22 protein-coding genes are annotated in these 17107 nt (G+C 71.5%); 12 read left to right on the top strand and 10 right to left on the bottom strand.

All coding sequences use genetic code 11. The features are described 5' to 3' along the window. Positions 1-288: 288 nt before the first annotated feature. Together ACZ4W9_RS36865 and ACZ4W9_RS36860 are read left to right on the top strand one after the other, a co-directional pair. A complete protein-coding gene (locus tag ACZ4W9_RS36865) occupies positions 289-1533 on the top strand; it encodes a replication-relaxation family protein (RefSeq protein ID WP_467943357.1) in 1245 nt (414 codons plus the stop codon). Positions 1534-1587: 54 nt separating this feature from the next. Next, positions 1588-1884 carry a hypothetical protein gene (locus tag ACZ4W9_RS36860; protein ID WP_467943353.1) on the top strand — a complete coding sequence of 99 codons (297 nt, stop codon included), beginning with the start codon at positions 1588-1590 and terminating at the stop codon, positions 1882-1884. Positions 1885-1907: 23 nt separating this feature from the next. Here ACZ4W9_RS36860 and ACZ4W9_RS36855 read toward each other — a convergent pair whose 3' ends face one another. The 5 genes from ACZ4W9_RS36855 to ACZ4W9_RS36835 all read right to left on the bottom strand — a co-directional run bounded on the left by ACZ4W9_RS36855 (position 1908) and on the right by ACZ4W9_RS36835 (position 4499). Next, positions 1908-2132: a hypothetical protein gene (locus ACZ4W9_RS36855; RefSeq protein WP_467943351.1), complete on the bottom strand. Its 225-nt coding sequence runs from the start codon at positions 2130-2132 to the stop codon at positions 1908-1910. Between the two features lie 115 nt (positions 2133-2247). Next, positions 2248-2457, bottom strand: coding sequence for a DUF6207 family protein (locus ACZ4W9_RS36850; protein WP_467943348.1), 210 nt, complete (start codon positions 2455-2457; stop codon positions 2248-2250). Positions 2458-2557: 100 nt separating this feature from the next. Then, a protein-coding gene (locus ACZ4W9_RS36845; protein WP_467943405.1) for an IS5 family transposase occupies positions 2558-3387 on the bottom strand; the annotation gives its coding sequence in 2 pieces (ribosomal slippage) (positions 2558-3081 and positions 3081-3387; 831 coding nt in all). A 67-nt stretch (positions 3388-3454) separates the two neighbouring features. Beyond that, a complete protein-coding gene (locus ACZ4W9_RS36840; RefSeq protein ID WP_467943345.1) occupies positions 3455-3655 on the bottom strand; it encodes a hypothetical protein in 201 nt (66 codons plus the stop codon). 160 nt (positions 3656-3815) lie between these two features. Further along, positions 3816-4499, bottom strand: coding sequence for a hypothetical protein (locus ACZ4W9_RS36835; protein ID WP_467943343.1), 684 nt, complete (start codon positions 4497-4499; stop codon positions 3816-3818). Between the two features lie 202 nt (positions 4500-4701). On the opposite strand from ACZ4W9_RS36835, the gene ACZ4W9_RS36830 reads away from it, so the two are divergent. From ACZ4W9_RS36830 to ACZ4W9_RS36820, 3 genes are all read left to right on the top strand, one after another. Next, positions 4702-5448, top strand: a complete 747-nt coding sequence (locus tag ACZ4W9_RS36830) for a hypothetical protein (protein WP_467943339.1) — start codon at positions 4702-4704, stop codon at positions 5446-5448. A 13-nt stretch (positions 5449-5461) separates the two neighbouring features. After that, the gene (locus ACZ4W9_RS36825) at positions 5462-5656 is read left to right on the top strand and encodes a hypothetical protein (protein ID WP_467943337.1); all 195 of its coding nucleotides are present in this window, start codon (positions 5462-5464) and stop codon (positions 5654-5656) included. A 144-nt stretch (positions 5657-5800) separates the two neighbouring features. Further along, positions 5801-6391 (top strand): hypothetical protein, encoded by a 591-nt coding sequence (locus ACZ4W9_RS36820; protein WP_467943333.1) that lies wholly within the window; start codon positions 5801-5803, stop codon positions 6389-6391. Positions 6392-6479: 88 nt separating this feature from the next. Here ACZ4W9_RS36820 and ACZ4W9_RS36815 read toward each other — a convergent pair whose 3' ends face one another. Next, on the bottom strand, positions 6480-7034 hold the full coding sequence (locus ACZ4W9_RS36815; RefSeq protein WP_467943330.1) for a DUF6233 domain-containing protein: 555 nt from the start codon (positions 7032-7034) through the stop codon (positions 6480-6482). A 39-nt stretch (positions 7035-7073) separates the two neighbouring features. Further along, entirely contained in the window at positions 7074-7313 is a 240-nt protein-coding gene (locus tag ACZ4W9_RS36810; protein ID WP_467943326.1) for a hypothetical protein, read from the bottom strand. Between the two features lie 170 nt (positions 7314-7483). Between ACZ4W9_RS36810 and ACZ4W9_RS36805 the strand changes: the two genes are divergently transcribed. Beyond that, positions 7484-9445, top strand: a complete 1962-nt coding sequence (locus ACZ4W9_RS36805; protein WP_467943321.1) for a helicase HerA domain-containing protein — start codon at positions 7484-7486, stop codon at positions 9443-9445. A 122-nt stretch (positions 9446-9567) separates the two neighbouring features. After that, positions 9568-10401, top strand: coding sequence for a hypothetical protein (locus ACZ4W9_RS36800; protein ID WP_467943316.1), 834 nt, complete (start codon positions 9568-9570; stop codon positions 10399-10401). Positions 10402-10502: 101 nt separating this feature from the next. On the opposite strand, the gene ACZ4W9_RS36795 is transcribed toward ACZ4W9_RS36800, so the two are convergent. Then, positions 10503-11072, bottom strand: a complete 570-nt coding sequence (locus tag ACZ4W9_RS36795; protein WP_467943313.1) for a hypothetical protein — start codon at positions 11070-11072, stop codon at positions 10503-10505. Between the two features lie 223 nt (positions 11073-11295). On the opposite strand from ACZ4W9_RS36795, the gene ACZ4W9_RS36790 reads away from it, so the two are divergent. From ACZ4W9_RS36790 to ACZ4W9_RS36770, 5 genes are all read left to right on the top strand, one after another. After that, positions 11296-11487 (top strand): hypothetical protein, encoded by a 192-nt coding sequence (locus ACZ4W9_RS36790; RefSeq protein WP_467943310.1) that lies wholly within the window; start codon positions 11296-11298, stop codon positions 11485-11487. Further along, positions 11456-11983, top strand: coding sequence for a DUF6879 family protein (locus ACZ4W9_RS36785; RefSeq protein WP_467943307.1), 528 nt, complete (start codon positions 11456-11458; stop codon positions 11981-11983). The genes ACZ4W9_RS36790 and ACZ4W9_RS36785 overlap by 32 nt, the downstream gene beginning before the upstream one ends. A 29-nt stretch (positions 11984-12012) precedes the next feature. Further along, a complete protein-coding gene (locus ACZ4W9_RS36780) occupies positions 12013-12864 on the top strand; it encodes a helix-turn-helix domain-containing protein (protein ID WP_467943304.1) in 852 nt (283 codons plus the stop codon). A 95-nt stretch (positions 12865-12959) separates the two neighbouring features. Beyond that, a complete protein-coding gene (locus ACZ4W9_RS36775) occupies positions 12960-13148 on the top strand; it encodes a hypothetical protein (RefSeq protein WP_467943300.1) in 189 nt (62 codons plus the stop codon). After that, entirely contained in the window at positions 13145-13531 is a 387-nt protein-coding gene (locus ACZ4W9_RS36770) for a DUF6415 family natural product biosynthesis protein (protein ID WP_467943297.1), read from the top strand. Before ACZ4W9_RS36775 ends, ACZ4W9_RS36770 begins: the two co-directional genes overlap by 4 nt. Before the next feature lie 186 nt (positions 13532-13717). Here ACZ4W9_RS36770 and ACZ4W9_RS36765 read toward each other — a convergent pair whose 3' ends face one another. Continuing rightward, positions 13718-14116, bottom strand: a complete 399-nt coding sequence (locus tag ACZ4W9_RS36765) for a hypothetical protein (protein ID WP_467943294.1) — start codon at positions 14114-14116, stop codon at positions 13718-13720. Continuing rightward, positions 14116-16536 carry a helicase associated domain-containing protein gene (locus ACZ4W9_RS36760; protein ID WP_467943290.1) on the bottom strand — a complete coding sequence of 807 codons (2421 nt, stop codon included), beginning with the start codon at positions 16534-16536 and terminating at the stop codon, positions 14116-14118. The genes ACZ4W9_RS36765 and ACZ4W9_RS36760 overlap by 1 nt, the downstream gene beginning before the upstream one ends. Positions 16537-17107 lie beyond the last annotated feature (571 nt).

Raw genomic sequence — 17107 nt, 5'->3', positions numbered from 1 at the left:
TGCGGGCCGGACGACCGCCGACCCGGCCCGCCGGCCGGAGAAACCGAGGACACCGTGCCCACCGACCACACGCCCGACCCCGCCCACGAGGACCGCGCCGCCCGCGACCGCCGGCCCTGCGACGGCGTGGACCAGGTCCCGCAGGCCCCCTCCACGGGCCCCTCCATCGCCCCCTCCACGGCCACTTCGCCCACCCGGCGCGTAACCGCAAGCCAGCCCCGGAAGTCAAGGTCCCGCGACGCGTTCGACAACCCTCTCAGGCCGGCACAGGTGTGGAAGCCGACCGGAGTGCGACGCAAGGAAATGCTGAGGGCTCTGGGGATCTTCCAGCGGGCGACCGCCGATCAGCTGTGGCGGATGCTGCGCCCCGCCGACCGGCACGACCGGATCACCAGGGACACCCTGAACGCGTTGAAGGAGTCGGGCCTGGTCCGGGTGGAGACGCGACTGGAGTCGGGACACCAGCTGTGGGTGCTCACCGAGAGGGGCCACAAGGAAGCCAGGCTGCTGCTGCCGAAGACGGTGCGCCTCTCCGCGCTGCGCAAGCTGGAGTACGACGACGAAGGCCGGCCGGTCCAATCCGACGGCTACGACGAACACGCCGCCGCCGTCACCTCGACCGCGGCCGTGCTCACCGGGGCCGGGTACGGCACGCCACTGTCCTGGCAGACCGAGATCGCCCACAAGCTCCCGTACGGGTACACCCAGTACGCCGACCTGACGATGCGCGCGCCGGATGCCGGAGTGCCCGCGATGCTCCTGGAGGTCGACCGGGTCACCGAGCCCGTCGACGACCTGGTGGACAAGCTGCGCCGCTACACCGAGTGGTTCGAGCTCCTGGCGCCGAAGGCCGACGCGAACAAGGCGATGGCGGCCCGGGGCGCGGCGGTGCACGACTTCCGGCTGTGGTCGCGCCTCTACCCGGCGACCGGGCGGGAGGGGTACGTGCCGGTGGCGTTCGTGTTCACGGGCAAGACCGCCGCGCAGCGCGCCAGCCGGATGCGGCGCCTGGAGCAGGCCGCCCGCGCCTACTTCGCCGGCACCCCGCACCGGGGCGCAGGGTTCACATCGGTCGACTACCACCAGGCGGTGCCCGTGGTCGTCACCGAGCTGGAGCGGATCACCGCCGACCCGGCCGGGGCCGCGGGCGCGGTGTGGCGCAGGCTCGGGCGCGATGAGTGGCAGACCCTCACCCAGGCCCTGGACAATCCCGACGGCGAGCGGCTGTACCAGGTCCAACTCCGCGAGGCCCGCCGACGCCAGGCAGAACGCGAGGCCGCGGAGCGGGAGGCGCAGCGGCCGGTGTGCACGCAGTGCGGCACCAAGTTCACCGACGAGCGCTGGCAGGAGACCAAGCGGTCCCCGTGGCCCGGCGCATGGGACCGGCTGTGCGGGCCGTGCGCGACGCAGGCCGCCGACCGTGCGGAGGCTGAGCGCGTCGCGCGCCGCCAGGCGGAGGAAGCCGAACGCGCGGCAGCCGAAGCGCCGGCCGTGAAGCCCCGCAGCCGGTTCGGCATCGGGCGCCGCCGGTAACGGACGGGTTCGGAGGCCGGGGTGGTTGTCGGTGGCGGCTGGAAAGCTGATCGCATGAACGGAGACGAGCAGCTGCTGAACCGGCGTGTCTACGGCGCGGATCACGACGACCCCTACCCCGGCCCGCTGCCGCACCGGACCTACGCCGAACTGGTCGGCGGGCCGCTGGACGGTCTGCTGCTGGACATCCACGGCTGGCGGGCCGAGGAAGTCGACGACGGTGTTGCCCTGGTCACCGAGCTCTCCCGGTGGCCCGGCGGCCGGGCGCTGTACGACCCGCGCCCCGGCGAGCCCCGCACGTCCGGGCCCGGCGTCAGCTGCCGCTTCTACTACTCCGGCGACACACCCTGACGGCGTCCGGCGGCCGCCGTTTCCTACGGCCTTGTCTCGGTCAGCTGGCTGGCGGTGTTCTCGATCCACAGCAGCGTCCACTCGACGCCGGCCCGCCATCCGGGTTCCGCGCTGTCGTACCGGCCTTCGGCGTCGGCGCGGATGGTGGCTGCAAGGGCACGCAGTTCCTTCTGGAATCGGTGCCGCAGGGCCTTGTCCATGGCCTGGCGCATCTCGTCAGTTATGTCACCGGGACGGAGCTCGCTCATCGCCCCACCTTGGACGATGCACCCCGCTGATGGCCAGACCGGCCACGCTGCGGCCAACCCCGTCCGTGGCCCCGGCCCCGGCTGGCCGGCGGGGCGGGGGCGCCGCCGCGCAGTGCTACGAGCCGGGCTTCTGGTGCAGGTCCAGGAAGAAGCGCAGCCGTACTCCGGGCTCGCCGGGTTCCCGGATCGTGCGGTCCGCCGGCGCGATCGCGTACCGCGCGGCGAGCGACTCCTGGACGGCGAAGGCGGTCTCGTCATCGGCGGCCGCGACCTCCACTACAGCCAGGCCCGGCACCGCCACATGAGCTTCGTTGATCTGCCTCATGCCACAGACGACGTACCGACGCCCGGACAAGTTCTCCCGCCCGGGCGGCTTCACCCGGCCGGGTACACGAGCGAAGCGCGGCTAGGTTCTGTCTCCTTGGTCAGCGTCGTGTCCAGATGAGGATGGCGGCGAGGTGGAGTGCGGCCTGGTAGGCGATGGCGAGTTTGTCGCAACGAGTAGCCAGGCCGCGCCACTGCTTGAGGCGGTTGATGCACCGCTCGACGGTGTTGCGCTGCTTGTAGGCATCCGCATCGAAGCCGGGTGGGCGTCCGCCTCGGCGTCCCCGCCGCAGACGGTGGCCGACCTGGTCGGACGGCTGTGGGATGACCGCGCGGATCTGTCGGCGACGCAGGTGGCCGCGGATCGCGCGGGATGAGTACGCGCGGTCCGCCAGGACCACGGTGGGGCGGGTTCGGGGGCGGCCGCGGCCGGTTCTCGGCACCCGGATGCGGGCCATGACCGTCTCGAAGGCGGGCGCGTCACCGGCCTGGCCCGCTGTGACGGCCAGAGCGAGGGGTCGCGCGTGGCTGTCTGCAGCCAGGTGGATTTTGGTGCTCAGTCCACCGCGGGAGCGTCCGAGTGCGTGATCGGCCGGCTCGTTCCGCCCTGCGGCCCCTTTTTGAGTGCTCCGGCGGCGTGCTGGTGGGCGCGGACGACAGTGGAGTCGACCGATACGGTCCAGCCGATGTCGTCGACGGCATCCGCTGCGGCGAGGACGGCAGCGAGGATCTTCTCCCACGTGCCGTCGACGGCCCATCTGATCAGCCGCTTGTGCGCGGTCTGGAACGGACCGAGCTCCTCGGGGAGGTCTCGCCAGGGCGAGTTGGTGCGGTACTTCCACGCGATGGCCTCGAGCGTACGGCGGTGGTCGGCCCATCGCCGTCCGCGGACCGGATCGGCGGGCATCAGCGGCTCGATCCGGTCCCACATCGCATCAGTGATCACTAATCGGACAGGCACATCCGATCAACTGATGAGCCCACCAAAGAGACACGCTCTAGACGCGCGTGCTGACGTAGCGCACGCCCGGGCCCCACCGCTCCATCACCGGGGCCATGCACCACTGGCACAAGGGGCAACCGCCACTGCCGTACTTGTGGGTCTTGCGCTGGCAGCCGGCGCACAGTCCGACACGGTCACCGGGGCAGACCAGCGCGGACGGGTCGGGCTCCGAGATCGGCGGCGGGGCAGTGGTCATCGTGGTTCCTGTTCCGGGTGACCTTCCCTGTCACCTCGCCCACAGGATACCGACCAACCAGCACGAACGTTCGATTCGCCGCGCGGCTGGTCCCCAGCACGGCGACGCCGCCCTGCCCGCCACAGCGGGGAGAGGCGGCGTCACCGGACAGCGGTACACGTCAGGCCGGGGCGGCCTGCTTCGCCAGCGCGGCGAGCGGGGAGCGCTGGCCTTTCTCCACCGCGCGCAGATGCTCCCAGTCGACTTCCGGGTGCGCGGCGGGGACCGCGTCGACGTCGGCGGACCGGTAGAGGGCGACGTCGACGGCCCCGGCCCGGCTGGTGCCGAAGCGGACCTCGATCGACTGCGGGGAGCGGACCCAGCCGAGCCGCACCATCCAGTCGAACTCGACCCTGCGCACCCCCAACCGGGCGGCGGCCTGCTCGGGCCCGAGCGGGGTGTCGGCGGCGACCAACTCGGCCAGGTCCGCGCGGCGGCAGACCTGGTCGACCTGGCCGGGGTGGTGCAGCGTCCCGTCCGGGGTCGCGCTCAGGTCGACTAGGAGACCGCGGTCGACGAACCGGCGCACCACGAACGCCGTCACGGCCGCCTTCTCACCGATCACGTTGGGGGCGCCGAGCGCGGCGGCGATCCGGTCCGCCGCCGCGCCGCCGGAGATCGGTGGGGTGGGCATGGCGGCCTGGATGGCGTCGGCGTCCATCGCCTCCACGGCGGCCCGGGACCACTGCGAGGTGGACACGTCGGGGGCGGGGACGAGGCCGGTGTGCCGGGCCCACCGGAAGGCCGCTGCGGGCACCTTCAGGCGCTTGGCAGCCTGACCCGCGTCGTACTCGGTTCGTCGCATGAGATCACCTCTCGCTCGTTCACCGGAAGCGGCGGACAGAAGATGACAGAACCTGCCAAAACTGTCAATTCGCCTCGGAAATAGGCAAGTTGGCTGTGCTGCCAGGGCTGCGTCCGCGTGCGCGAAGAAGGAATCACCCGTCCGGGCACGGACGTCCTCGCGAAGCGCTCCGCCGGACCCCGTGTTCTGGGAGGCTTTCCGCATGCGCGAGGACGTGGACGAGGATCTGGCAGTGACCTCATACGCCACTGCCCAGCGGCGTGGTGACCGGGCCTTCCAGTGCGACGCGACCGCCGTGTGCACGGCGCCGGACGGCACCCGCGCCTACGCCCTGCTCGACGGCGTCGGCGACACCCCGGCCGTCCGCTCCTGGACCCGCACCGCCGCCCGCCGCCTGGCCCGCGCGGCCGCCGGGCACGCGGATGCGGAGGCCGGGCTGCGCACCGAGTACGGCCACCACGCCGCCGACCCCGCCCGCACCGCCGGCCACGACCTGCCCTGCGCGGCGGCCGTCGTCGCCGTCCACGTCCCCGGCGGCCTGTTCTCCGTCGCCTGGTCCGGCGACGCCCGCGCCTACCTCCTCCTCGACGGACACCTGCGCCTGCTGACCGAGGACCACAACGCCCGCCGGGCGTGCGACGGCGGAGACCGCAACCTGATCACCGCCTGCCTCGGAGAAGCACGCAGCGACGAGGAGACCGAACAGATCTGGGGCCACCCGGCCATCGAGTACCTGCGCGGTCCGGCCCGGCCGGGATGGCTGCTGCTCGCCTCCGACGGCGCCTACGAACCCCACGAGGACGCCGGCCACGACCTCGCCGGCTACCTCACCGGCGACCCGCACGCCGCCGCCGAGCGCCTGGTCGACGACGCCGCCCGGCGCGCGCACGAACTGAGCGACCCGTACGCGGACAACGCCACCGCCCTCGTCGCCCGCATCACCTGCTGAACAGACCCCGCCGATGGACACCCCGCCCGCCCCCACCACCGACACCCGCGACCAGCAGATCGCCGACCTGCACGCTGTGCTCCGGCGCGCCATTCCCCTGCTCAGCTTCGCTGCCGGCTGGGAGGCGGCCGCCGACCCCCGGCAGGCAGGTCTGCTGATGGCGGCCGCCGACGACATGACGGAACTCCTGAACCGCACCGCCCCCTGAACTCGGACCTCTGAAGGGCCGCCATGTTCCGCCGCCGTCACCGCGGCGGTGGCGCTGGGACGGATTTTTCGGGTTCGGGCGCTGGAGGCGGGGGTGATGCGGAATGCTGGCGCGGTCAGAGTCTGAAGTGGGGAGGACCGTGTGGTGACGTCTCGGCTGCGGGAACCGGACCGGCCGTGCGTCCTGCCTGCTGACCCCTCGTGGCTGCACGAGGTGCGGTACCTCGAGGAAAAAGTGCTCCGCGTCGTCGCCGCGGCCGCCAGCGTCGCCGCTTTCCGGTTCGACGAGGACCGGTACGTGCTGTCCGTCGGCGTGCTGGAGGGAGCGGCCTGCGTCATCGGCCGTCTGGCCGCCGAGATGGAAGAGCCGGCCGACGACGAGCGCGAGGGCATCAGGGTGCTGTTCCTGCCCGGATGGGAGCTGGACTACCTCTGGCAGGTCCTGACCGCGTTCCAGCGTGCGCAGGCCGGTGAGCCCGAGGCCGCCGACCTGCGCGAGCTGCTGGACGGTGTCGGAGAGGGCCAGGGCCGCACCGCCGAGCAGATCACCGAGGACGTGCAGCGTGTCGCGGCCATGCTGATGCTGGACACCCCGGCCGTGCACACACTGGCCGCTGCAGCTCTCCACACCCTCGGACTGCCGTCCAGCCACGCCGGGCCTCCGCCTGACGGGGCTGCTGTGCGTGAGGCGGTGGAGCAGGTGCGGGCCGCGTGGGCCGCGGCCGGCGTCCGCTGACCGGCCGCTCCCTGCCGCCGCGAGCACAGACCGGACGGCCGGGATGCCCCGTGCCCGGGGGATGACCGGCGTTCGGCACCACGGCGGGTCAGGAGCCGGTGATGTGGTCGAACCCGCCCAGCATGGGTGACAGCTCCTGAGCGCACCCGCACACGGTGCACAGCCGTGTCCCCGGGTTCTCGGCGACGTTCAGCGCGTGCTCCAGATCGAGCAGCGGCGCGTCCTGCGGGGCTTCCTTGCAGTCCGGCGCGTGCAGCACCCCCCGGGCCGGGCCCCGCCCCTTGCGCACTTTCGCCAGCACCCAGCCCGAAGGCCGGCGCTCCCCGAGGACCTCGCGGACCACCGACGTCGGCGGCGCCGGCGGAAGAGGCTCGGTGGGGACCTGGTCGTAGTCGACGCCGTCGACCGGCCGCACATGCTCGGGAGCCCGGACCCACACCCGGTACTCCGCCGCCTCCACGCTGCCGTCCTCGAGGTCTCTGTACGACGGCAGCCCCACGAGGTACACCCAGCCCGTCTCGGTCTGCCGCCGCTTCCACAGCCTGGCCACGACCTCCTGCTCCGGGTGCCCGAGCAGCGGGTCGGCGGGCAGCACGACCCGCACCGGCACCGGCCGGGCTGCGTCATCGGAGGGCGTGGTCACGCCCCCACGGTAAGCACCGCCGCTGCCAGCTGACGGACGTCACCGCTCCGGCAGCTTCCGGCGAAGGCCGTCCATCGCCTTCTTCACGTCTGCGAGCTGGTCACCCAGCACCCGCATACGCCAGTCCATGCGTTCCATTCGGGCAGAGAGGGCCAGCGACGCGAACGTCTGCGCCAGCTGTGCCGCGCCCGCATCGCCCTCCATTGCCTTCTTGGCGTACCTGGCGGCAAACCCTTCGTACCGCTTCGCACGCTCCAGCGCGCCTTCGTGTTCGGTCATGCAGCCCCTCCCCCGGGTTGATCTCCCCACCGTTGTACCGACCGTGCAGCCCATAGGTGCGCTGGTCCCACGGAATTGGCCGGCCTCTGTCCACAGGCTCGGCCGCCTACCAAGGGGGTGTCCGCTTTCGGGTGTGAAGTGCCCGGCAAGCACAGCGAAGGGGCACGACCATGGCGCGTACGAAGTTCGACAGGCAGGTGGATGAGACCGCCGAATCCGTGGCGTTCGTCATCGGCAGGTTCCTGGCGGGCCGGCCGTTGCGCGGGGAGCGGAAGACGGACGCGACGTTCTGGCGCAAGGGCACCCGCGTCCTGCCGAAGGTCGTGGAAGGCCACGTCTCGCGTTCCTCCTACCGGGCCGGGTGGCAGCGCCTCACCTTCCGGATCAGCGGCCTGGCCGCGACCGGCGTCGGCGGCTACTGGACCCTGTGGGAGAACCAGGACGCCACCTTTGCCGCCGTGCGCGACGTCTGGGAGAACCCGGACCCGGCCATCGCCACCGCTCAGACGGGCGGCATCGGCCTGGTCTCCGCCGCCGCCGTGGGCGGCGCCGTGTACGGGCTGGCGACCCGCAAGCGCCGGGAGTTCATGCGCGAGTGGGTGACGCCGCTGCACGAGGCGCTGGCCGTGCCGCTGGGCATGTCCGAGCTGACCGACCCGCGCCGCTACCTCCACGTACCCAGGAACTTCTCCGACGACGACGCCGAGATACGCATCGACGTGCCCACCCACATGCGGTTCAACGAGGACCTGGTCGCCGACCTCATCGTCAAGAAACTCGCCCTGGAGAACGTCTCCTTCACCTGGCGTCGCGCGGGCCGTGACACGCACGTCATTGTCAAGAAGCGCCAGGCCCCGCCCAAGATGCTGCGCCTGTCCGACCCTGGGGTGCGGGAGGTCCTGGCGAAGATGCCCGAGTCCGCGCCGCTGATCGGCTTCGGCGCGGGCAAGAAGAAGGTCTCCGTCGACCTGGACGCCGACTCCCCGCACGTCCTGATCTCCGCCGGCACCGGCGGCGGCAAGTCGACGATCCTGCGCACGATCTGCTGCCAGTTCATCCACAACGGCGCGCACGCCTACGTCCTGGACTTCAAGCGGATCTCCCACACCTGGGCCCGCGGCGTGCCCGGCGTCACCTACTGCCGGGACATCGCCGAGATCCACGACGCCCTGATCCGGCTCGCGCACGAAGGCCGGCGCCGCCTCGGGCTCGCGGAGCAGCTGGCCGACGACGTCCTGGAGCGCGAACCGTGGCGGGTCGGCCCGCGGCTGGTGATCCTCCTTGAAGAGGTCAACGCCACCATGGGACAGCTCAAGCGGTACTGGGCGAAGATCCGCGAGTCCGGCGACCCCAAGGAGTCCCCGGCCGTCGACGCGCTCGCCGAGATCCTCTTCATGGGCCGCCAGGTCCGCCTCCACGTACTCCTGGTCGCCCAGTCCGCCACCGCCCGCGCCATCGGCGGCCCGGAGATGCGCGAGAACTTCTCCACCCGCATCCTCGTCCGCTACACCCTCAACGCCTGGCGCATGCTCGTGCCCGAGGTCAGCCCCATCCCGATGCCGAGCCAGCACAACGGCCGCGTCCAAGTCGTCACCCGCGGCCGCGCCCAGGAGACGCAGGTACTGAACCTGTCGAACGAGGAAGCCCGCCAGTGGGCGATGTCCGGCGTCCACTCCAAGGGCACGACCGGCCCGTCCCTGGACAAGCCTCCCGCCCCCGCCGCCCCGCCCGACGACTTCGCCGACGCCGGGAACACCAGCGCCCCCGAGTTCCCGCCCGCCACCGAGCCGCCGGCCTCCCACCGGGACCTGGCCGCCGAAGCCGGGAGCCTCACACCCTCGCCCTCGCCCGCCGCCCCGGCCGACCATGTGCCCGACACCGCCGCCGCGGCGACGTCGCCGGCACAACCGGCACCCGCCGACGACGCCCAGGAGCTGGGACTGCGCGAGGCGTACGACAAGCACCTGTCGGAAACCGTCGCCAGCCTCGAGGCGCTGCGCTGGGCCCGTGCGAACGACCCGGAGTTCCCCGCCCCGGTCGGCAAGCGCGGCGCGGCGTTCCTCTACCGCGTCGGCGACCTCAAGAAGTGGGCCCGCAACCGGCCCCGCGCCGGCACCACCGACCTCGACTGACCGCCCCGGCCCGCGCGACCAAGTCCGCCAACACGGGCCTGTCCGGTTCAGCCGACACGATCCCCCCGTCCTGGAGAACACCCGGTTCACCAGGCACAGCACAGAAACGGAAACACCGCACCATGACGCACAAGCACACCGCCCCCACGCCCAACCTCCCCGAGGCGCTGCGCCTGTCCGACCCCGGCGTCCGCGAGCAGCTCCAGGCCCTGCCCGACTCCCTGGTCCTGATCGGCTGGACCACCGACGGACAGCCGGTCTGCGCCGACCTGGATGCCGAAGCCCCGCACGTCCTGGTCTGCTCCGCCACCGGCGGCGGCACCACGACCGTCCTGCGCACCCTCACCGCCCAGCTCCTGCACCACGGCGCCCACGCCCTGGTCCTCGACCTCAAGCGGAGCTCCCACCAGTGGACCCACGGCCTGCCCGGCGTGACGTACTGCCCGGGCATCGCCGACATCCACGACGCCCTGGTCGGTCTCCAGGCCGAACTGGTGCGCCGCATCGACCACATCAACCAGCACGGCGACGCCGACGACCTGCCGCGCCTGACCGTGGTGCTCGAGGGCGCCGACGCCACCCTGCACAGCCTCGCCCGCCACTGGAACACGGTCCGGGAGAAGAGCGACCCGAAGGCGTCCCCGGCCGTCACCGCGATCGAGGAACTCCTCTTCGCCGGCCGCCAGGCCCGCATGCACCTCCTGCTCGCCGGTCACCTCAAGCGCCCCTTCGGGCCGGAGGTGCGTGAGAACTTCTCCACCCTGGTCCTGGGGCGGGTCACCACCGGCACCTGGAAGCTGCTGGCCCCGCACGTCGACACCCTCCCGAAGGGCAACACGCACCCCGGCCGCGTCCACGTCGTCCAGGGCCTCACCGCCCACCCGACGCAGGTCCTCCTCATGACCGACGCCGAAGCCGCCGCCTGGGTCACCACCACGGCGGCCGAAGAGAACTGACCGACGCAGTCGGACACACCACGGGCCCCGGGGAAACAGCCATGACACCCCGGGGCCCGGCTCGGGGGCCGCACCGTCCAACGACGCCGCGGCCCCCACCGTCACGCGGTGGCCAGCTCCGGCACCTTGAGAGCCTCGGCCACCCTGCGGGCCAACTGCGCCACCTGTGGCGGCAGGTAGCTGTCCAGCGCGTCGACGTCGTCGCACAGCACGGCCATCAGCCCGTGCAGGCACGCCGCGGTGAACAGCGCCTGCGGGTCGTCCTCGGGCTGCTGCGCCTGCTCTGCCTTCCGCTGGCCCCGGTGGTACCGCATCCGGTTGGTCGGCGCCCGCATCGCCTCGTACGAAAGCGCCTCACCCATCAGGCCAGCCACGTGCGCGCGGTCGTCCTCCTGGGGGCCGGCGGCCCGGATCTCCTGCTGCCCGACCTGGAGGTAGCTCTGCAGCGTGTCGGCGTCCATACCCGTGCGCTGGCAGTACGCGGCGATCAGCATGGCCACCATGTTCATGGTGTCTGCCGCGTCCGTGGCCCGGTACAGCGTCATCCGCTTCCAGGTGTGCGCCTGGTCGGGCTCCGTGTACCGCAGCACTTCCTGGCAGTGCTGCACGCCCTCGGAGACCAGGTGGTGGATTGCCCGGCGCAGCGGCTCGGGCATCTGGGTGTCGTTCATGGCCGCACGCTAGAGGGGCCAGCACCCCGGACACCGCAGTCGCAGCGCTCGCTCACCCGGACGGCCCAGAGGCTTCCACGGGGAGGGCCTTGACGCCGGTCCCCGGGCGCGGGACGGTCGGTGCGCAACTACGCGCAACCGGCTCGCTTCGGAGGGAATCATGGCGTTACTTTTCTTCGGCACGGACCCGAACTCGGGTGGAGGGAACTGCCCTGCGGTGTGGGTGGACACCGACACCGCCCAGGGGCCGAAACTGGTTCTGCAGGGCAGGTTCGCCGACGCGGCGACCCGGGCCGCGTGCAGCCAGGACAGTCCTCCCGCCGCCGACGAAGGGGTCATCCGGATCCCGGTCAGCATGGTGGACCAGATCAGGAAGGCGTGTGATGCCGCAGAAGCCGCCGGCCCCCAGCTTTGAGGACCTGCTCGACTCCGCCCGGACCCACGCCCTGCACCTGGAGCTGCGCGACGTCTACGCGGTGGGGGAGGAGCGGGAGGTCTACGACGCGTTCCTGCGCGACGGGAGCGTGCCCGCGGACGACTCGGAGTTCTGGAGCGGCTGGCTGCCGCTGGTGAAGCGGACCGTCGCCCGCGGGGTGAAGGTCCGCCGGGCCCGGATCGTGTCCGAGCCCGTCACCGACTACATCCGCTTCGAGCACGCCATCACCGACGCCAACCTCCGCGCCGGCGAACAGGTCCGCTGGCTTCCCCGCCGCCGCGCCTCCACCCTCGCCCTGCCCGGCAACGACTTCTGGCTCATCGACGACCGACTCGTGCGCTGGAACATCTTCTCCGGGGACGGCCAGGCCCTCGAACCCGACCACACCGACGACCCGAACGCCATCAAGCTGTGCGCCGAGGCGTTCCGCTCGGTGTGGGAGCTGGCCACCGACCACACCGACTACCGCATCTGACCGACGCACAACCCAAGGGCCCCCACTCCATGACGACCGCCTCTCCATCGTCCAGCGCTCAGGGGGCCCGTGAGGCGCTCGCCGTGCGGCTTTCGCACCTGCGCAAGGACGCCGGCCTCACCGGGAAGGAACTCTCCGCCCGGTGCGGCTGGCACCCCGCCAAGACCACCCGCATCCAAAAAGGCGCGATGCTGCCCTCGGACGCGGACATCCGGACCTGGTGCGCGGCGTGCGGCGCCGACGACCAGGCCGACGACCTCATCGCCACCGCCCGCGCGGTCGACTCGATGTACATGGAGTGGCGCCGCCTGCACCGCAACGGCATGCGCCAGGTCCAAGAAGACTGGTACGCCCTGCATGAGCGGACCCGCCACTGCCGGGTCTACGTCTCCAGCCTGCCCCCTGGCTTCCTCCAGACGCCCGCGTTCGCGACGGCCCTCATGGAGCAGATCACCCGCTTCCAGGGCACCCCCGACGACGTCGCCGAAGCCGTCGCGGCCCGCGTTGCCCGCTCCCGGTTCCTCTACGAGGGCGGCCACCGCTACGTCGTCCTCCTCGAGGAGTCCGTCCTGCGCTACCGCACCGCCGGCCCCGAGGCGATGCGCGGTCAGCTCCGTCACCTCCTGGCGGTGATGCCGTTCGCCTCCGTCTCGCTCGGCATCATCCCGTTCACCGCGCAGCGCACCGTGTGGCCGCTGGAGGCGTTCTACGTCCACGACGACGCCATGGCCGTGGTGGAGACGCTGACGGCGGAGATCAAGGTGACGCAGCCGCGCGAGGTCGCCGATTACGCGAAGGCGTTCGCTGGCCTCGCGGAGATGGCCGTGTACGGCGACGCCGCCCGCGCCCTGATCCAGGCCGCGATGGACGCGCTGGAGTGAAGTTCCGCAATTTCCCGCAATTTCGTTGAGGGCGGAGCGACGGCCTCCGTAGCGTCGAACGACACCGACGCAACCCACAACGGAGGCGGTGCCCCATGAGCGCACCCACACCCGCTGGACTCCAACCAGAAGACCGCGGCCTCCAGCCGCCCGCCTTCGGCCGGCCCTCCCCGGCGCTGATCACCCGCGCCGACCGCGGCTACGCCCGCTTCCTCGCCGTCCAGGCCCCGGCCGTCGACACCGGCGGCCACGACCAGGACGACGACGCGGCGGGCGCACGATGAGCGACACCCACGCCGTGCTCTACGACCCGCACGGCCTGATCGAGGCCGAACTTCCCCTGGACCGCGCCCCGCACGAGGCCCTCGTCACCGCCGTCCTCGCGTGGAAGGACCCGGACCTCGCACCCCGCGACTACGAGCAAATCGCCCTCCAGCTCACCGGCCACGCCCGCGCGATCGCAGCCGACGTCCGACGTCTCGCCGCCGCCCTGCCCAAGAACGACGGCCGCGGCGCCTTCGCCGAAGTCATCCTCCGCGAAGCCGAAGGCCGCCTGTCCGCCCCTCTCCAGGGCACCGCCCGCTGTGTCCAGAACCGCGCCCGCCTCGTACAGGCTCTCTACACCCGGCTGGACCGCCTCACCGAACCCGTCTCGGCCGCCCCGTAGTTCGCCGGGGAGTACCCGAAGATCCCAGGGCCTACACGCACACCAGTGCGATGCCGCAGCTCAGAACCCCCAGGCATCGCACCCCAGTGCGTGTAGGGCCTGGGGCCGGTGCCGCTGTCCCCGGACAGCGAAGGACCCCGGGCGCCCGTGCGCTCGGGGTCCTGTCACCGGTCTCACCGCCGCCGCTCACCAGTCGTCGGGTGCGCTGCCCACCCACGCGATCGGCCGGCCCTCGTTGTTGTGGCCCCAGTGCGGTTGCTCCATCGAGGTCTCGTGTCCGTCGGGCAGGACGCAGATCCGTCCCCAGCGGCCGTGCTTGCCCGCGCAAGCCTCGGTGAGCCGGGCCGTGTCGCCAGCCGTCACGGCCTGGTCGTAGCGGTCCTGGCACGGCTGGAGGCGGGCGCACAGCTCCATGCCGAGCTCCATCTCCGCCGCCTCCACCCGCTCCCGCGCCTCCCGAACCCCAGGGACGGACAGCACAGCCGAGATGACGTCCTCCACCTCCGCGAAGGCCTTGGCGCGCGCGTGCCGCCGCACGGCATCCTGCACCCGCTGCTCCCCAGCGTCCTGGTCGCTCGCGCTCATCACGCCGCTCCTTCCATGGCCGCCCACTCCAGCCCGAGGCCGGCGAGCGCGGCGAGCTTGTCGGCGGTCAGCTTGGTCCGGCGGCTCTTGCTGTTGCTGAGGAACACACCGAGCTTGACCTCCGTCCCGTCCGGCAACGCCTCTACATGGGACCTGGGGACCACCAGAGAGCCCGTGCGGGCCTTGTACTGCGCCAGGGCCGCCACGCCCCTGTCGAAGGCGCTCACGGGCGCCGCGGACGGCTCCGCGGACCCGACCGGCTCCACCGGAGCCGGGGCCGGGGCCGGGGCGAGCGGGGTGACGCCGACGGCCTCCAGGCGCTCGCGCTGTCCGTCGGCCAGGGCCGCCCACACCTCGGGCTTGCGCTGCCGGGCCAGCCACTTGCCGATGTCCATGCCGTGCACGGTGAAGCCGGGCAGGACCTGAACCGGGCCTTCCTCGTCGCGCACGAGCTCGCGCAGGGCGGCGTAGTGCCGCTGCCACTCGGGGGGCCACGACGGGTTCCAGTCCTCGTCGATCGCCTTCAACGCGGCTTCCCACTCGGGGTGTTCGGCCAGCGCACCGGGGCGGCGCAGGTTGGACAGCCACTGCCCGATCGGCTTGTCCAGCGCGGCCGCCGACCGGGGCGCGCACAGCGTCCAGTGCTTCTGGTAGTACACGCGGGCCGCCGCCAGGTTCTCCTGGAACCGCGCGTCGGCCGCCGTCCAGGCCATGCCCAGCTTCTCCAGCCGCGCCGCGCGCCGACCGTTCATCTGCCCCGCCCCGTACGCCCGCCGCTGCTCCGCAACCCACGTCCCCAGCGGGAACGCGCCCTCCTTGTGCTCGTACGGCACCCGGGCGTGACCCTCACGCTCCGTGAACTCCTTGAGCTTCGCCCAGCCGCGCGCCCAGTCCTGCCGCTCCGTGTCGATCACGTTGAAGGACACCCAGTTCGCGACCATCACCGGATCACGAGGAGCCGCAAAACGGAGCAGAAGACGGGTTTCTTCCTCGTTATCACCGGGCGCGGCACCGATATATTCGGAGGGCTGCACGACGTCCTTCTGAGGCTCCTGCGGGATCGCCAGCAATTCCACGGCCTCCTCATCATGAGCCCGCAGACCCTCCAATACCTTCACCAAAGGCCGGTACGAACCCGAGGTGAACATATCCTCCGGCGATTCGTCGGGCTGGAGGAATACCGGCACGATCAAAGAGGCGAGCTTTCCTTCACCGGGCTTCTGACGCAAAGCGCGGCCGATCGCCTGCACGATGTCGTGCGGCGCACCCTTGGGGTCCAGCAGGGCCACGGAGTCCACGGCCCGGATGTCGACGCCCTCGCCCAGGACGCGGCAGTTGGAGAGCACGGCGCGCCGGGCGGTGGAGCCGAACTTGCCCAGCACCTCCCGCCGGCGCTCCGGGACGTGCTCGCCGCACAGCCAGTCCGCCCAGATCTCCGCCGGGTACTTCTCCGGCTGGTCGGCGTGCAGCCGCTTGGCCACCCGCTGAAGGCCCTCCGCATACGCCGCGGCCTCTATGGTCCTGTGGTGGAAGGTGATGCAGGTCTGCAGGTTGTGCTGCGCCATCGTGTGCAGCAGCGCGGCCTGGAGCGCCCCGAGGCGCTGCCCGCGGACCTCCTCGGTGTGCCGCTCCTCGCCCATCAGCCGCTCGGGCGTCACCACCGGGTCCTGGAGCTCCAGGACGATGATCTGGTACCGCGCCAGCAGCCCGCGCGACACCGCCGACGCGAGCGACAACTTGTACAGGACCGGCCCGAAGACCTTCTCATCATCCATGGAAGCCGCCATCTCACGCGGCAGCGGATCACGCACCCCTTCAGCGACCTCACGGTTCAGCCGCTCCTCCCAGATCCGCGGCGTCGCCGTCAGATACAGCCGACGGTGCGCCGGAATCTTCGCCTGGTCGTGGATGTCCGCCCACGCCTTACCCATCGACCCACTGGTCCGGTGCGCCTCATCGACCACCGCCAGGTCCACCGGCGCGAGCTTCTGCCCGTAGACGCCCTCGAACGCCTCCACCAGCACGCCCAGCGACGCGTAGGTGGCGTAGATGGTCACCGGCCCCGCCGAGTGCCACAACGCCAGCTGCACCGGATTGGTGGTGCTCCGGACGCCCAGGTGCCACAGCTCCGGATCGTCCAGCGGCGAGCACACCATGACCGCCGGCCCCTTGTGCCCGGCCTCGTTCCACGCCTTGACGGTCTGCGCCAGGAGATTCAGGGTCGGCACCACAACGAGAACGCGGCCCTTGGGCGCAATCCGCTTTGCGGAGGCCGCCGCGATGATGGTCTTTCCCGTTCCGCACGCGGCGTGCACCTGCCCGCGCAGACCATTCCAGGGAATGCCGCCCGGCGGGATATCGAGACCGCGCACGATGGCGTCTACGGCCTCAATCTGGTGTTCACGCAGTTTCACGGCCATTCCCGAGTTCTCCTTTTCGTGGAATGCGGCGCGTAATGGAATGAAAGTCCGGCGCGATGAATGGCGAGCCGGGGTGGTGGTGTCTGGTCCCAGACTCTACACAGTCGGCACCCGTGATGCATCACCCACGCCGCAGCTTCCCCCTGTAGGCTGATACTTGGCCGAATCTCGCCCTGCTTGCACGGTTCATGGGGTATGCTGACAGGGTATTGGTGAACGTGAGCGGGCCGGTTTCGAGGGTGTAAGGAGGGGTTCGGGTGGAGCGCAGCGGAGCCCGTCACTGCGGTGAGGCCGGCACCCCGTCAGGCCGATGGTCCGTCACTCTCGTTGCAGGGGTGGTGGCTGGGATTCCCAAGCCCTACACAGGCCCGCGCATGATGCACCTCCCCCCGTAGCCAGCCTCAGCACCCGCGCTTGCGCGGGTGCTCGCAATTCGCGCTTGCGCGAATTGACCCGCTTTTAGAATTCCGCTTGCGGAATTCAATTCCGGCGCTTGCGCCGGAATCCGAATTGCGCTTGCGCAATTCGCACACTATGCCCCGGCTTGCCGGGGCATATCCCGCTCCGCGGG

The organism is Streptomyces sp. NPDC029296 (assembly GCF_055569255.1).
The sequence above is the reverse complement of the archived record's forward strand: the minus strand, read 5'-3'. Positions and strand labels throughout refer to the sequence as shown.

Coding starts and splice junctions, on each gene's coding strand:
- ACZ4W9_RS36850 (WP_467943348.1), bottom strand. CDS start 2,457: ATGAGGCAGATCAACGAAGCTCATGTGGCGGTGCCGGGCCTGGCTGTA.
- ACZ4W9_RS36775 (WP_467943300.1), top strand. CDS start 12,960: ATGAGCGCACCCACACCCGCTGGACTCCAACCAGAAGACCGCGGCCTC.
- ACZ4W9_RS36835 (WP_467943343.1), bottom strand. CDS start 4,499: ATGCGACGAACCGAGTACGACGCGGGTCAGGCTGCCAAGCGCCTGAAG.
- ACZ4W9_RS36855 (WP_467943351.1), bottom strand. CDS start 2,132: ATGAGCGAGCTCCGTCCCGGTGACATAACTGACGAGATGCGCCAGGCC.
- ACZ4W9_RS36770 (WP_467943297.1), top strand. CDS start 13,145: ATGAGCGACACCCACGCCGTGCTCTACGACCCGCACGGCCTGATCGAG.
- ACZ4W9_RS36830 (WP_467943339.1), top strand. CDS start 4,702: ATGCGCGAGGACGTGGACGAGGATCTGGCAGTGACCTCATACGCCACT.
- ACZ4W9_RS36765 (WP_467943294.1), bottom strand. CDS start 14,116: ATGAGCGCGAGCGACCAGGACGCTGGGGAGCAGCGGGTGCAGGATGCC.
- ACZ4W9_RS36760 (WP_467943290.1), bottom strand. CDS start 16,536: ATGGCCGTGAAACTGCGTGAACACCAGATTGAGGCCGTAGACGCCATC.
- ACZ4W9_RS36860 (WP_467943353.1), top strand. CDS start 1,588: ATGAACGGAGACGAGCAGCTGCTGAACCGGCGTGTCTACGGCGCGGAT.
- ACZ4W9_RS36825 (WP_467943337.1), top strand. CDS start 5,462: ATGGACACCCCGCCCGCCCCCACCACCGACACCCGCGACCAGCAGATC.
- ACZ4W9_RS36785 (WP_467943307.1), top strand. CDS start 11,456: ATGCCGCAGAAGCCGCCGGCCCCCAGCTTTGAGGACCTGCTCGACTCC.
- ACZ4W9_RS36840 (WP_467943345.1), bottom strand. CDS start 3,655: ATGACCACTGCCCCGCCGCCGATCTCGGAGCCCGACCCGTCCGCGCTG.
- ACZ4W9_RS36795 (WP_467943313.1), bottom strand. CDS start 11,072: ATGAACGACACCCAGATGCCCGAGCCGCTGCGCCGGGCAATCCACCAC.
- ACZ4W9_RS36800 (WP_467943316.1), top strand. CDS start 9,568: ATGACGCACAAGCACACCGCCCCCACGCCCAACCTCCCCGAGGCGCTG.
- ACZ4W9_RS36810 (WP_467943326.1), bottom strand. CDS start 7,313: ATGACCGAACACGAAGGCGCGCTGGAGCGTGCGAAGCGGTACGAAGGG.
- ACZ4W9_RS36780 (WP_467943304.1), top strand. CDS start 12,013: ATGACGACCGCCTCTCCATCGTCCAGCGCTCAGGGGGCCCGTGAGGCG.
- ACZ4W9_RS36805 (WP_467943321.1), top strand. CDS start 7,484: ATGGCGCGTACGAAGTTCGACAGGCAGGTGGATGAGACCGCCGAATCC.